This window comes from Tardiphaga sp. vice154, from assembly GCF_007018645.1.
Lineage (GTDB): Bacteria > Pseudomonadota > Alphaproteobacteria > Rhizobiales > Xanthobacteraceae > Tardiphaga.
In genome coordinates, this window is record NZ_CP041399.1 from 2,097,637 (window position 1) to 2,110,956 (window position 13,320).

Sequence of the window (13,320 nt, forward strand, 5' to 3'; positions counted from 1 at the left end):
GCGCCTTTGGCGCGCGCGGCGCGGGGACCCATAGCCGCTGTCGGCGTGTGGCTACACGGCGTATGCGGCGGAGTTTTAATTGAGGGGACGGAGGGTATGGGTCCCTGCTTTCGCAGGGACGACACGGAGTTTGTCGTTGACCGAATCCGCCTCATGCCGTCCTCCCCACGCTCGCCCGCAGCCGAGGATCGACGATAGTGTAGAGAATATCGACGATCAGATTGATGGTGACGAAGATCAGCGACACCACCAGGAGATACGCCGCCATGATCGGGATATCGACATTCTGTACCGCCTGCACGAAGAGGAGCCCCATGCCCGGCCACTGGAATACCGTCTCGGTGATGATCGCAAACGCGATCACCGAGCCGAACTGCAGGCCGGCCACGGTGATCACCGGCACCAGCGTGTTTTTCAGTGCGTGGCCGAAATGGATCGCGCGCGTGGTGAGGCCGCGCGCGCGCGCGAAGCGGATGTAGTCGGTGCGCAGCACTTCGAGCATCTCGGCGCGCACCAGCCGCATGATCAAGGTCATCTGGAACAGGCCGAGCGTGATCGACGGCAGGATCAGCGCCTTCAGCCCGGATAAGGTTAACAGACCGGTCGACCACCAGCGGAACTTCACGACGTCGCCGCGGCCGAACGACGGCAGCCAGCCGAGCGTGACGGCGAACAGGTAGATCAGCAGGATGCCGATCAGGAAGGTCGGCAGCGAGATGCCGATCAGCGACACCGCCTGCATCAGCTTGGCGAGAAACGAATCGCGGCGCAGCGCCGAGTAGATGCCCATCAGAATGCCGAACGTCATTGCCAGGACGGTGGCGCAGGTCGCCAGCTCCAGCGTCGCTGGCATGCGCTCCTGCAGCAGCGACGACACCGGCTGGCGAAACTGGTAGGAGACGCCGAACTTGAACTGCAGGGCGTTGCCGAAATAGCGCGCGAACTGCACGACGACGGGATCGTCGAGCCCGAGCGAGGCGCGGATTTCGGCACGCTGCGCCGGCGAGGTGTCGAGCGCGACCATCTGGTTCACGGGGTCGCCGGCAAAGCGGAACATCGAAAACGAGATGATTCCGACGGCGATCATCACCCCGATCGACTGCAGCGCGCGGCGCAGGATGAAAGCGAGCATGGGTTCCTTTCGCTTTCGCTTTTCTTCGTCATTGCGAGGAGCCCTTGCGACGAAGCAATCCAGTCTTCCTTCGCTTGTGGCCTTCTGGATTGCCGCGTCGCTTCGCTCCTCGCAATGACGGCTGCTATTATCGGAGCGACGCCTATTCCGTTTTCACGGCCCAGTAGGGCAGCACCTGGTTGTCCGGGCGCTGCACCAGCTTGATTTTCTTCGACACGCCCCAGGCCAGCGCCTGCTGGTGCAACGGGATGTAGGCAAAGTCCTTGCTGGCGATTTCGAAGCCGGCCTTGATCAGGAGGTCGCGCTTGGCGGTGTCGGTTTCCTGCAGCACCTGGTCGGTGAGCTTGTCGAACTCCTTGTTGCAGTAGCCGGCGACATTGGTGGCGCCGCGCGAACTCGCCGGATTGTCGCGGCAGCCCATGATGTCGAACATCACGTTGTGGGAATCCTGCGTGCCGGGCGTCCAGCCGAGCAAATAGAACGAGGTCTGGTAGCCGCCCGACTTGAAGATCTTGCCGAAGAACAGCGCCTTGGGCTGGGCGTTCAGCGTCACCTTGACGCCGATCCGGGACAGCATGCCGACCACCGCCTGGCAGATCGCGGCGTCGTTGACGTACCGGTCGTTCGGGCAATCCATGCCGAGCTCGAAGCCGTCGGGATAGCCGGCCTCGGCGAGCAGTTTCTTGGCGCCCTCGGCGTCGTACTTCGGCCGCGTGAAATCGCCGGACAGCTTGAACAAAGGCGGCGCGATCATCAGCGCTGACGGCGTCGACAGGCCGCGCATCACGCGGGTCTTGATCAGTTCGATGTCGATCGCCTTGTAGAAGGCTTCGCGGACTTTGATGTCCTTGAAGGGGTTCTTGCCCTTGACGTTGGAGACCAGCAGTTCGTCGCGGATCTGGTCCATGCCGAGGAAAATGGTGCGCAGCTCCGGCCCGGCGAGAACGCTGGCATTGGCTGAGCCGTTGACGCGGGCGATGTCCTGCACCGGCACCGGCTCGATCAGGTCGACCTCGCCGGACAGCAGCGCTGCGACGCGGGTTGCGTCCGAGGAGATCGGCGTGAACACGATTTCCTTCAGATTATGCTCCGGCTTGCCCCACCAGTTCGGGTTGACCTTGAACACGGTCTTGACGCCGGGCTGGTGGCTTTCGATGACGAACGGCCCGGTGCCGTTGGCGTTCAGCGCAGCGAAGCTCGGCGAGGTCGCGGCTGCCGGCGTGGGCATCACGGCGTTGTTCGCCTCCGCCCACTTCTTGTCCATGATGTACCACACGTCCCATTGCGAGGTCAGAATGGGATTGGGCGAGGTCAGCACGAAATCGACGGTATGGTCGTCGATCTTGACCGCCTTGGCGTCGACCGGCACCACGGTCTGGAAATCCGATCCCTTGGCGCGGACGCGGTCGGCGGAGAAGATCACGTCGTCGGCGGTGAAAGGATCGCCATTGGCGAAGGTCACGTTCTTGCGCAGGTGGAAACGCCAGCGCGTCGGCTCCGGCGTTTCCCAGCTCTCGGCGAGGCCGGGAATGATCTCGAGGTTCTTGCCGCGCTTGACCAGGCCTTCATAGACCTGGCCGTGATGCGCGATGGTGGTGGTCTCGCGCAGCGTATAGGGATCGAGCGATTTGAGGTCGCCCTGGTTGGCGTAGCGCAAGGTCTGCGCCGACGCCGGTGCGCCGGCTGCGACAATCAGGGCGAAGGCGGCGAGACCAAGTTTGACGCACGTCTGACGAATGGACATCGAAAACGCTCTCCTGCGGCGGCTTGCGTGGTGTGCCGCACTTCGGTTGCATTGTCAGCAGAGTTCGTACGTCGCGCAAGCGTCATTTACCGGCGTGCACCGCCGCAAATCAGGGCAGCGTGGCGCAATCCTTGCTTCGCCGACGGAGCGCATGGGCGATATGCAACGTGGCTTCACGGTGCTGCCACGACGTCGCGCTAGGACGTTCGTGAAGCAACCAGTTCGGGGCAGGGATGACGGAATTGAAGGCGGATGTGCTGGTGCTCGGCGCCGGCATGGTGGGCGTGTCGGCGGCGCTGCATCTGCAGGCGCGCGGCCGCAACGTCGTGCTGGTCGATCGCAATGAGCGGGCCGGCGAAGAGACCAGCTATGGCAATGCCGGGCTGATCGAATGCGCCTCGGTATTCCCCTATATGTTTCCGCGCGATGCCGGCCAGATCCTGAAATACGCGATGAACCGGTCGCCCGACGTGCATTATCACCTCGACGCGCTGCCGGGCTTCCTGCCGTGGATGGTCCGCTATTTCCTCAATTCGTCGCCGCAAGGATCGCTGCGCAGCGCGCTCGCTGCACTGCCGCTGATCCAGCGCAGTTTGCAGGAACATCAGGCGCTGATCGAGGAAGCCGGCGTGCCGGAACTGCTGCGCCGCACCGGCTGGATCAAGCTGTTCCGTTCCGAAAAGACGATGGAGAAGAGCCTCGGCGAACTGGCGCGCGACCGCGACTACGGCATCGAGGGCCACGTACTGAACGCTGCTGCCATCGCCGACAAGGAACCCAACCTGTCCGGCGATTTTGCCGGCGCGATTCATTGGCCGACGCCGGGCTTCATTCCCGATCCCGGCGCGCTGGCAAAGGCCTATGCCAAACTGTTCATCCGCAAGGGCGGCCGTTTTCTCGCCGCCGACGCGCGAACCCTGACGCAGGGCGACGGCGGCTGGCGCGTCGCGGGCCCCGGCGGCGCGCTGGTCGCGCGCGACGCGGTGGTGGCGCTGGGTCCGTGGTCGGACGAGGTCTACCGGCCGCTCGGCTATGCCATCCCGATGATGACCAAGCGCGGTTATCACATCCATCTTTCGCCGTCCGGCAATGCGGTGCTGCATCACCCGGTGCTCGACACCGACAACGGTTACCTGCTGGCGCCGATGAACCGCGGCATCCGGCTGACCACCGGCGCCGAATTCGCCCGCCGCGACGCGCCGCCGACGCCTGTGCAGGTCGAACGCACGCTCCCCATTGCGCGAAAAATGTTTCCGCTCGGCGAACAGATCGAGCCGAAGCCGTGGATGGGATCGCGGCCGTGCCTGCCGGACATGCTGCCGGTGATTGGGCGGGCGCCTCGTCACAAGGGTCTGTGGTTCGATTTCGGCCACCAGCACCACGGCCTGACGCTGGGCCCGGTCAGCGGGCGTCTGCTGGCCGACATGGTGACGGGCGTCACGCCGTTCACCGATCCCAGTTCGTTCGCCGTCGAACGCTTCGGCTGATCCTTCGCAACCGCACGCGACCCGCTCGGCTTGCATCGGAGCTGCGACCGTGGCGATACTGCGCCGCCGCGCGTGTGCGTCGATTGAGGAGCGTTCGATGAAAGTAACCGTTGTCATGGACTGCACGCCTGAAGAGGCGCGGGCGTTCCTGGGCCTTCCCGACGTGCAGCCGATGCAGACCGCGATGATGGAGCAGTTGCAGGGGAAGATGATGGCCAACGTCGACAAGTTCTCCCCGGAATCGCTGATGCAGAGCTGGTTCACCTTCGATCCCAAGATGGGTGAGAAGTTCCAGGAGCTGTTCCTCAACATGGCGACCCTGGGGACGCGGCCCGCGGAGAAGAAGTAGCTCGCGCTTACGGCGGAGCCGTTCACCCTCCCCTGGAGGGGGAGGGTCGGTGCATCGCATGCGAAGCATGCTGTGCACCGGGGTGGGGTGACAGCGTTAGAGGATGACGTAAGCTCTTCACCCCATCGCACCGCCGTCACCCCACCCCGAGCGCGCCTGACGGCGCACTCGACCCTCCCCCTCCAGGGGAGGGTGAAGAGGAGCCCGCGATGATCGACATGCCGCCGCTGCATTTCGCCGAGGTCAACGGCATCCGGATGGGCTATTACGATTCCGGCCCGATCAGTGACACGCCGCCGATGTTGCTGTGCCACGGCTGGCCGGAGCTGGCGTTCTCCTGGCGGCACCAGATCAAGGCGCTGGCCGCGGCCGGCATTCGTGTCATCGCGCCGGACCAGCGCGGCTTCGGCGCGACCGACCGGCCCGAGCATGTCGAGGATTACGACATCGCACATCTCATCGCCGACCTCGTCGGGCTGCTCGATCATCTGCAGATCGACCGCGCGATCTTTGTCGGCCATGACTGGGGCGGCTTCGTGGTCTGGCAGATGCCGTTGCGCTACCCTGATCGCGTCGCCGGCGTGGTCGGCATCAACACGCCGCATCTAGCAAGGGCACCGGTCGATCCAATCGCGATCTATCGCAAGCGATTTGGCGACACGATGTACGTCGTCCAGTTCCAGGACTCGCAGGAGCCGGACCGGATCTTCGCGGAGAATGTCGCAACCACCTTCGAGGTGTTCATGCGCAAGCCGATGCCGCTGGCGCCCGGCGTCGCGGCGGCCAGGCCCAATCTGGCGTTCCCGCAACTGGTCGAGGCCTATGACGCGGCCAAGGACCGAAGGCTGCCGATCCTCACGGACGAAGAGAAGCAGGTGTTCGTCGAGACCTATACCGCAACGGGCTTCACCGGCGGCATCAACTGGTATCGCAACATCACGCGCAACTGGGAGCATTCCGCCGATCTCGACCACACCGTGCGTGTGCCGGCTCTGATGATCATGGCCGAGCACGACGCCGTGCTGCCGCCGTCGATGGCCGACGGCATGGAGAGGCTGGTACCGGATCTGGAGAAGCATCTGGTCCGCGACAGCGGCCACTGGACCCAGCAGGAAAAGCCCGACGAGGTCAGCGCGCTGCTGATCGCCTGGCGCCGTCGGCGATTTGGCTGAACCCCGTCACGCCGTATGCGTGGTCGACGATGGCGTCGATCACCTCTCTCCACATCGAGATCGGCAGCGCGTGGCCCATGCCGTCGATCATCAGCAGCTTCGCGCCGGGGATCGAGGCGGCGGTGTCGCGACCGCCGGCCGGGTGGACCAGGGGATCTACCTTGCCGTGGATCACCAAAGTCGGCGCGGTCACCGACGCCAGCCGTTCCTTGCGGCTGCCGGAGGCGAGGATGGCGCGCAACTGCCGGCTGACGCCGTCGGGCTCGAGGCCGCGGGCATAGGTGCGGTGCGCGCGGTCGAGATCGCGCGCCTCGTCTTCCGGGAAGCTGCCGACGCGCAGGAACAGCCAGGTCTGCTTGAAGCGCGCGACGAATTCTTCATAGCTCGTCGGCTGCTTCTGCAGCAATTGCACAGCGACGGCGCGGCCGGGCTGCGGCAGCCGCGGATGGCCGGTGGTCGACATGATCGAGACCAGCGAGCGCACCCGCTGCGGATGTTCGATCGCCAGTTCCTGCGCGATCATGCCGCCCATCGAGGCGCCGACGACATGCGCGGCCTCGATGCCGAGCGCGTCGAGCAGGCCGACGACGTCGGCCGCCATGTCCGAGAGCTTGTAGGGCGCGGCGACCGGCCGGCCGAAATAGCGCAGCTTTGCCAGTTCGAAAATCGTCAGCGGCTTGCCGCCCGCCATCTTGCTGGACAGGCCGATGTCGCGGTTGTCGAAGCGGATCACGCGAAAGCCGTTTGCTGCGATGTCGCGGCAGAACTCGTCGTCCCAGTGGATCATCTGGGCGCCGAGCCCCATGATCATCACCATCGGCTCGGCCCTGCTATCGCCGAAGCTGTCGTAGCACAGCTCGATACCATTGGCTGATACCAGCCGGGGCGGCTGGTAGGCGACGGTGGATGCGAGGGAATGTGCGGAGGGGCGGGCCATGTCAAACATATGACATGAGATTTCTGAAAAACGAAAGTGACAAGCGCGTCATCGCCCGCGCTTATCGCCGCAGCGGTGAACGGAGTGTTGTTAACTTCGAATTGTGACAGCGTTTATGACAGCGCTTTATGACATTGGAACCGAAGAGGTGACGCCCCGTCCTCTCCGGTCGTCCCCGCCTAGCGCGCCTTCGGCGCGCGCGGCGCGGGGACCCATAGCCTCTGTCCTCACAATCGAAGCGCGGCTTCTCGCCGAGTTACTTCGATCGCGCGCCGTCTTAATTCGGCGTGTATGGGTCCCCGCGTTCGCGGGGACGACGTGGAGATTGGATAATCTGTAGCGTTCAACATACCTAACCTTAGGCCCGCTGGTTTAGTTCACCTGCCGCTCCCTTCCTTCCCAATAGGGATCGCGCAGATGGCGCCGCAGGATCTTGCCGGATGCGTTGCGCGGCAATGCGGCGATGAAGTCGATCGACTTCGGCGACTTGAAACCGGCGATGCGCTCTTTGGTGAAGCCAATCAGTTCGGGCGCGCTGAGGCTCTTGCCGGGCTTCAATACCACCACCGCCTTGACGGCCTCGCCCCAGGTCTCGTCCGGGACGCCGACGACGGCGACTTCGGCGACATCGGGATGGTCGCAGATCGCGCTCTCGACTTCGGCGGGGTAGATGTTCTCGCCGCCGGAGATGATCATGTCCTTGATGCGGTCGTGAATGTAGAGAAAGCCGTCAGCGTCGAGATAGCCGGCGTCGCCGGTGCGCAGCCAGTTGTCGGCATCCAGCGTGCGCGCGGTGGCGTCCGGCTGGTTCCAGTAGCCCGCCATGTTGGAGCCCGAGCGCGTCGCGATCTCGCCGACCTCGCCTGTCGGCAAGGGTCGGCCGTCGGCATCGAGGATCGCAATCTCGACGCCGGGCAGCGCGCGGCCGGCGGCGCGCATGCAGGCGCGGCCCTCGACATGGTCCTCCGGCGCCAGCACCACGATGGTGCCGGTGGTCTCGGTCATGCCGTACATCTGCACGAAGCCGCAGCCGAACACCTCGATGCATTCCCTCAGAAGCGCGGCGGGGATCGGCGAGGCGCCGTACAGGATGTAGCGCAGTTTCGAGAAATCCATCTCGCGGGCGCGCGGCTGCCGCACGATGAACTGCATCGCCGCCGGCACCAAAAACAGTTTCGAAATGCCATGCTGCGCGAAATCGTCGAGCACCTTGCCGGGATCGAACTCCCGCGCGATCACGCCCTTGGCGCCGTGGTACAGGCCGAACACCGCCCAGCCGATGCCGCCGATGTGGAACATCGGCATGGCCACCAGCGAGACGTCGTCCGCCGTCCACCGGTTCCAGTCCGGCGGGTCGTTTTCGGCGATGCGCAGCAGCGACAGGAAATTATCGTGCGTCAGCATCGCGCCTTTCGGCTTGCCGGTGGTGCCCGAGGTGTAGAGCTGGATCGCGATGTCATCGGTCGCAAGCGGCGTCATCGGGTCGGTGTCGCTTTGTGCGTCGCGCCAGCTACGGAAGTCCGGCCATTCCGAGGCGCCGCCTTCGGTGGTCATGACCACGCGCACATCGGGAATTTCCGGCACGAGGTCGCGCACCTGCTCGACGAATTCCGGGCCGACGAACAGCATCCGGGCCTGGCAGTCACGGATGATGAAGGCGATCTCGGGCGCGGCCAGCCGCCAGTTCACCGGCGCCATCACCACACCTGCCTTGATCGCGCCGAGCAGCAGCTCGAGGAAGACGTCGCTGTTCTTGCCGAGATAGGCGATGCGCTCGCGCGGTTTGATGCCTTGCGCGATCAGCCCGTTGGCCACACGGCTGGCATGTTCATCCAGCGTGGCGAAGGAAGTCGGGTGCCCCTCGAACACCAGCGCGGTGGACGGGCCCCGCAACTTCGCCTGAAGCCGGATGACATCGGCGAGCGTCGCCGCTTGTGAAACGCACATGGTCTCCCCCCTTGGTTTTATTAGTTGGGGAGAGTGTGAGGTGGTCCGTTCAACCTGACAAGGTGAGAAAGGTGCTGCGATGCGGCAAGGACGTCGCGTTGCCCCCTCACCCGGCGCTGCGCGCGCCGACCTCTCCCCGCCGGGGAGAGGTGGTTGAGCGTCGTTGCACCAATCAGGATTGTTCGTGCAATGACGCGCCGTTCACCTCTCCCCGCCGGGGAGAGGTCGACCCGGCAGAGCGAAGCGACGCCGGGGCGGGTGAGGGGGCTGAAGCGCAGCGGTTTTATAAACCGAAGGCCGCCTGCTACCCCCGTGCCGCCTTGTCCTTGTCGTTCTGCGCCTTGATGCTGTCGCGCGCGGCGGTCCAGTCGGCGTCGGACCATTCGCGGAGCTGATAGAAATTGCCGCCCATCGCGAGCGCCTGCGCGCCGTCCATCGCGATGGTCTCGCCCGAGATCCAGTCGCAGCCGCCGGAGATCAGGAACACCGCGAGGTTCTGCAATTCCTCCATCTTGCCGACCCGGCCCATCGGATTTTGCGCGCGGGTACGGGCGCCGGCCTCGTCGCCGGGCTTGATGCGCTTGCTCATGCCCTCGGTCGGGATCTCGCCGGGAGCAATCGTGTTGAGGCGGATGCCGTAGCGGCCCCATTCGGTCGCCAGCGACATCGTCATGGCGTGGATCGCCGACTTGCTCATGGTCGAGGGCACCACATAGGGGCTGCCGTTGCGCACCCACGTCACGGTGATCGACACCACGTTGCCGGGCGTCTTGCCGGCAATCCAGCGCTTGCCCACCGCATGCGTCACGTAGAACGTGCCGTGCATCACGATATTGGCCACCGCGTCGAAGCCGCGCGGCGTGAGGTCCTGGGTGCGGGCGATGAAATTGCCGGCGGCATTGTTGATCAGGTCGGTCAGCGGCTTCTCGGCAAAGATGCTCTCGATCATCGCATCGACCGCGGCGGCATCCGCGATGTTGACGCCGTGGCTGGTGACCTTGCCGCCATACTCCGCCATCAACTCGGTGGCGGTCTCGTCGCACACGCTCTTGCGGCGGCCGCAGATATGCACGTCGGCGCCGAGTTCGAGGAAGCGCGCCGCCATCGATTTGCCGAGGCCGGTGCCGCCGCCCGTCACCAGAATGTTTCGCCCTGCGAGAAGCTGTGCATTGAACATGGAAGTGTCCTGCTCTAAGAGGTTGCTGCCGGGTTAGTTAGGCGATTGACTAAATCCCGACAACGCTTTTCTGTGAAGCGAATAAAAACAAGTCTGGGGAGGAAACGCCCAATGCAAGATCGCGTCACCGTATCGATGGTGGACGGCGTCGCCGACGTCCGACTGAACCGCGCCGACAAGATGAATGCGCTCGATGTCGCGATGTTCGAGGCGCTGGTGGCGACCTCGGCGCGGCTTGCCGTGGAAAAGGGGCTGCGGGCGGTGGTGCTGTCGGGCGAGGGCCGGGCGTTCTGCGCCGGGCTCGACATGGGGCGCTTCGCGGCCATGAAGGCGCACGGCGGCGAGGGCATTCCAGGCGCGCCGAAGCGCGACCTCGCGGCGCGCACTCATGGCCTCGCCAATCATTCCCAGCAGGCGGTGTGGGGCTTTCGCCAACTGCCGGTGCCGGTGATCGCGGCGGTGCATGGCGTGGCGCTCGGCGGCGGCTTCCAGCTCGCCCTCGGCGCCGACCTGCGTTTTCTGGCGCCGGATGCGCGGATGTCGATCATGGAGATCAAATGGGGCCTGGTGCCGGACATGGCGGGCACGCCGATCCTGGCCTCCCTCGTGCGCGACGATATCCTGCGTGAGCTGACCTACACCGGCCGCGTGTTCTCGGCGCAGGAAGCGCTCAGCTACGGCCTCGCCACAAGGATCTGCGACGATCCGCATGCCGAAGCGATGGCGACCGCGCGCGACATCGCCGGCAAGAGCCCGGACGCGATCCGCGCCGCCAAGCGCATGCTCAACAATCTCTGCGTCGATCCCGGCCCGGCATTGCTCGCCGAATCCGTCGAGCAGGCCGCCCTGATGGGCCAGCCCAACCAACTCGAGGCCGTCCGCGCCAATATCGAAAAGCGCGCGCCGAACTTTGTGGACTGAACGCTGCGCCCTCCGCCGTCATTGCGAGGTCAGGGAAAGCCAGTTGGCTTTCCCCTTGCGAAGCGACGCGGCAATCCAGAGCCACAAACTCGGCAAGGACTGGATTGCTTCGTCGCAAGGGCTCCTCGCAATGACGGGGAGAGGCTGTATCAAAAATAACAAACTGGAGACGTCCATGACCTCCAATCTCTTCAAAGGCGTCATGTCAGGCGAGCGGCGGCGCGGGTTCGATGCGATCAACGAGCGCGCTGCGCGCATCGCCGGCGGTCTGCACCGGCAGGGCGTCAAGCCCGGCGACAGCGTCTGCATATTGATGCGCAACGACATCGCGTTTCTCGAAGCCGCCTATGCGGTGATGCAGCTCGGCGCCTATGCGGTGCCGGTGAACTGGCACTTCAAGCCGGAGGAGATCAGTTACGTCATCAAGGACTCCGGCACGAACATCCTGATCGGCCATGCCGACATGCTGCACCAGCTGCGCGAGGCGATCCCCGAGGGCATCATCACACTCAGCGTCGCGCTGCCGGCTGAAATTCTCGCGAACTACAAGATCGATCCGGCGCACACCGGCACGCCCGACGGCGCGATCGATCTGGAAACGTGGCTGCAAGAGCAGGCGCCGTATGACGGGCCGAAGCAGCCGCAGCCGCACAACATGATCTACACGTCGGGCACCACCGGCCACCCCAAGGGTGTCCGACGTTTCGCGCCGACGCCGGAGCAGGCGGCATCGACCGACGCGATGCGCGCCCGCGTCTATGGCCTCAAGCCTGGTTCGCGCGCGCTGCTGCCGGGGCCGCTGTATCACTCCGCGCCAAATGCGTTCGGGCTGCGCGCCGGCCGGCTCGGCGGCGCGCAGGTCTTGATGCCGCGCTTCGAGCCGGAGGAATTTCTGCGCATCATCGACGAGCAGCAGATCGACACGGTGTTCATGGTGCCGACCATGTTCATCCGGCTGATGAAGCTGCCGCATCACACCCGCGGCAAATACGACATGTCGTCGCTGCGCCATGTCATCCATGCCGCAGCCCCGTGCCCGGCCGACGTCAAGCGCGCGATGATCGACTGGTGGGGCCCGGTGATCCACGAATTCTACGGCTCGACGGAATCCGGCGCGGTGACCTTCGCCACCTCCGAGGATTCGCTGAAAAAGCCCGGCACGGTCGGCCGCATCGCTGATGGCGCCGAACTGCGCTTCCTCGACGATGACGGCCATATACTGCCGCAGGGCGAGATCGGCGAGATCTATTCGCGGATATCCGGCAATCCGGATTTCACCTATCACAACAAGCCCGACAAGCGCGGCGAGATCGAGCGCGACGGCTTCATCACCTCGGGCGACGTCGGCTATATCGACGAAGACGGCTACGTCTTCATCTGCGACCGCAAGCGCGACATGGTGATCTCCGGCGGCGTCAACATCTACCCCGCCGAAATCGAATCCGCGCTGCACGCCGTCGCCGGCGTGCATGATTGCGCGGTGTTCGGCGTGCCCGACGAGGAATTCGGCGAGGCGCTGATGGCGGTGATCGAGCCGCAGCCCGGCGTGGTGCTGGATCTGGCTTTGGTCCGCGCCGAGCTGAAAAAGGCGCTGGCGGACTACAAGGTGCCGCGGCTGATCGTGATCCAGGCAAATTTGCCGCGCGAAGATTCCGGCAAGATATTCAAGCGCCGTCTGCGCGATCCGTATTGGGCGAAGGCGGGACGGGCGATCTGAGGCGCTGCCGTAGCGACGTTCAAACGCCGGGGGCTTTGGGCAGGCCGCTCCGCAGCCCGTTGACCAGCGCGCCGAGGGTGGCGGCCCGCAGTTTCTCGAAACCCGGTTCGGCGGCGAGTTGACCCGCGAGCTGCAAGACGATCAGCCCGTGCAGGCTGGCCCAGAATACATGCCCGATGATCTCCGGCTCGCCGGTTAGGAAGCCGCCCCTGACCAAATCTTCGACATGGCGGGTCATGGTTCCGCGCGCCTGCTCGATGGCGGAATCGAGCTCCGGATATCGGCCGCGCTCCACCGGCGCCATGTCGAACATCAGGCGATAGAGATGCGGATGGGCGAAGGCGAAGGCGACATAGGCGTCACCGACGGCGCGCGAATGCGCAACGGTGTCGCCCGGCGCCGAACGCGGCGCCTCGAGCTCGGCGGCAAAGCGCCGGAACGCCGCGGCGCGAACGGCGGCGATGATGTCGACCTTGTCCTTGAAGTAGCGGTAGGGGAGCATCGGGCTGCAGCCGGCTTCGGCGGCGAGGTCGCGCATGGTGAAGTCCGGCCCGCCACGGCGCAGGATCAGATTCTCCGCCGCCGCGCATAGCCGTTGCTTGAAGTCGTCGACTTCCGATCGGGAAAGCGCCCGCGGCATCCCACCTCCAGAAAACCATCCGGTCTCCTGATACGCTGATTCCTGTTATTTACAATGTAAATTTACAATGTATATTGAGGCCGATCGGCAACCCGGA

General features: G+C 64.8%; 11 protein-coding genes. 5 read left to right on the forward strand and 6 right to left on the reverse strand.

All coding sequences use genetic code 11. The features are described from left to right. Positions 1–151: 151 nt before the first annotated feature. On the reverse strand, positions 152–1,132 hold the full coding sequence (locus FIU28_RS09815) for an ABC transporter permease (protein WP_143572758.1): 981 nt from the start codon (positions 1,130–1,132) through the stop codon (positions 152–154). Between the two features lie 142 nt (positions 1,133–1,274). Next, entirely contained in the window at positions 1,275–2,876 is a 1,602-nt protein-coding gene (locus tag FIU28_RS09820; RefSeq protein WP_143572759.1) for an ABC transporter substrate-binding protein, read from the reverse strand. A gap of 233 nt (positions 2,877–3,109) precedes the next feature. On the opposite strand from FIU28_RS09820, the gene FIU28_RS09825 reads away from it, so the two are divergent. The 3 genes from FIU28_RS09825 to FIU28_RS09835 all read left to right on the forward strand — a co-directional run bounded on the left by FIU28_RS09825 (position 3,110) and on the right by FIU28_RS09835 (position 5,884). Next, entirely contained in the window at positions 3,110–4,363 is a 1,254-nt protein-coding gene (locus FIU28_RS09825) for an FAD-dependent oxidoreductase (RefSeq protein ID WP_143572760.1), read from the forward strand. Positions 4,364–4,460: 97 nt separating this feature from the next. Further along, entirely contained in the window at positions 4,461–4,712 is a 252-nt protein-coding gene (locus FIU28_RS09830) for a DUF6489 family protein (protein WP_143572761.1), read from the forward strand. Between the two features lie 209 nt (positions 4,713–4,921). Beyond that, positions 4,922–5,884, forward strand: coding sequence for an alpha/beta fold hydrolase (locus FIU28_RS09835; RefSeq protein ID WP_143572762.1), 963 nt, complete (start codon positions 4,922–4,924; stop codon positions 5,882–5,884). On the opposite strand, the gene FIU28_RS09840 is transcribed toward FIU28_RS09835, so the two are convergent. The 3 genes from FIU28_RS09840 to FIU28_RS09850 form a co-directional block, all read right to left on the reverse strand. Then, a complete protein-coding gene (locus FIU28_RS09840) occupies positions 5,841–6,821 on the reverse strand; it encodes an alpha/beta hydrolase (RefSeq protein WP_143576125.1) in 981 nt (326 codons plus the stop codon). The genes FIU28_RS09835 and FIU28_RS09840 overlap by 44 nt on opposite strands. Positions 6,822–7,193: 372 nt before the next feature. Then, a complete protein-coding gene (locus tag FIU28_RS09845; RefSeq protein WP_143572763.1) occupies positions 7,194–8,768 on the reverse strand; it encodes a fatty acid--CoA ligase in 1,575 nt (524 codons plus the stop codon). Between the two features lie 304 nt (positions 8,769–9,072). Then, complete coding sequence (locus tag FIU28_RS09850; protein ID WP_143572764.1) at positions 9,073–9,945, reverse strand: SDR family oxidoreductase; 873 nt, start codon at positions 9,943–9,945, stop codon at positions 9,073–9,075. Positions 9,946–10,056: 111 nt separating this feature from the next. Here FIU28_RS09850 and FIU28_RS09855 point away from each other — a divergent pair, with 111 nt between their 5' ends. Beyond that, positions 10,057–10,866, forward strand: a complete 810-nt coding sequence (locus tag FIU28_RS09855) for a crotonase/enoyl-CoA hydratase family protein (RefSeq protein WP_143572765.1) — start codon at positions 10,057–10,059, stop codon at positions 10,864–10,866. A 175-nt stretch (positions 10,867–11,041) separates the two neighbouring features. After that, entirely contained in the window at positions 11,042–12,583 is a 1,542-nt protein-coding gene (locus FIU28_RS09860; RefSeq protein ID WP_143572766.1) for an acyl-CoA synthetase, read from the forward strand. Between the two features lie 19 nt (positions 12,584–12,602). Here the strand turns inward: FIU28_RS09860 and FIU28_RS09865 are convergent, their stop codons facing one another. Continuing rightward, positions 12,603–13,223 (reverse strand): TetR/AcrR family transcriptional regulator, encoded by a 621-nt coding sequence (locus tag FIU28_RS09865; protein WP_143572767.1) that lies wholly within the window; start codon positions 13,221–13,223, stop codon positions 12,603–12,605. Positions 13,224–13,320: the final 97 nt, after the last annotated feature.

What these genes read in the sequence shown, in the direction of transcription:
- FIU28_RS09815 (WP_143572758.1), bottom strand. Translation starts at nt 1,132, where the DNA reads ATGCTCGCTTTCATCCTGCGCCGCGCGCTGCAGTCGATCGGGGTGATG.
- FIU28_RS09835 (WP_143572762.1), top strand. Translation starts at nt 4,922, where the DNA reads ATGATCGACATGCCGCCGCTGCATTTCGCCGAGGTCAACGGCATCCGG.
- FIU28_RS09820 (WP_143572759.1), bottom strand. Translation starts at nt 2,876, where the DNA reads ATGTCCATTCGTCAGACGTGCGTCAAACTTGGTCTCGCCGCCTTCGCC.
- FIU28_RS09865 (WP_143572767.1), bottom strand. Translation starts at nt 13,223, where the DNA reads ATGCCGCGGGCGCTTTCCCGATCGGAAGTCGACGACTTCAAGCAACGG.
- FIU28_RS09850 (WP_143572764.1), bottom strand. Translation starts at nt 9,945, where the DNA reads ATGTTCAATGCACAGCTTCTCGCAGGGCGAAACATTCTGGTGACGGGC.
- FIU28_RS09855 (WP_143572765.1), top strand. Translation starts at nt 10,057, where the DNA reads ATGCAAGATCGCGTCACCGTATCGATGGTGGACGGCGTCGCCGACGTC.
- FIU28_RS09860 (WP_143572766.1), top strand. Translation starts at nt 11,042, where the DNA reads ATGACCTCCAATCTCTTCAAAGGCGTCATGTCAGGCGAGCGGCGGCGC.
- FIU28_RS09845 (WP_143572763.1), bottom strand. Translation starts at nt 8,768, where the DNA reads ATGTGCGTTTCACAAGCGGCGACGCTCGCCGATGTCATCCGGCTTCAG.
- FIU28_RS09825 (WP_143572760.1), top strand. Translation starts at nt 3,110, where the DNA reads ATGACGGAATTGAAGGCGGATGTGCTGGTGCTCGGCGCCGGCATGGTG.
- FIU28_RS09830 (WP_143572761.1), top strand. Translation starts at nt 4,461, where the DNA reads ATGAAAGTAACCGTTGTCATGGACTGCACGCCTGAAGAGGCGCGGGCG.
- FIU28_RS09840 (WP_143576125.1), bottom strand. Translation starts at nt 6,821, where the DNA reads ATGGCCCGCCCCTCCGCACATTCCCTCGCATCCACCGTCGCCTACCAG.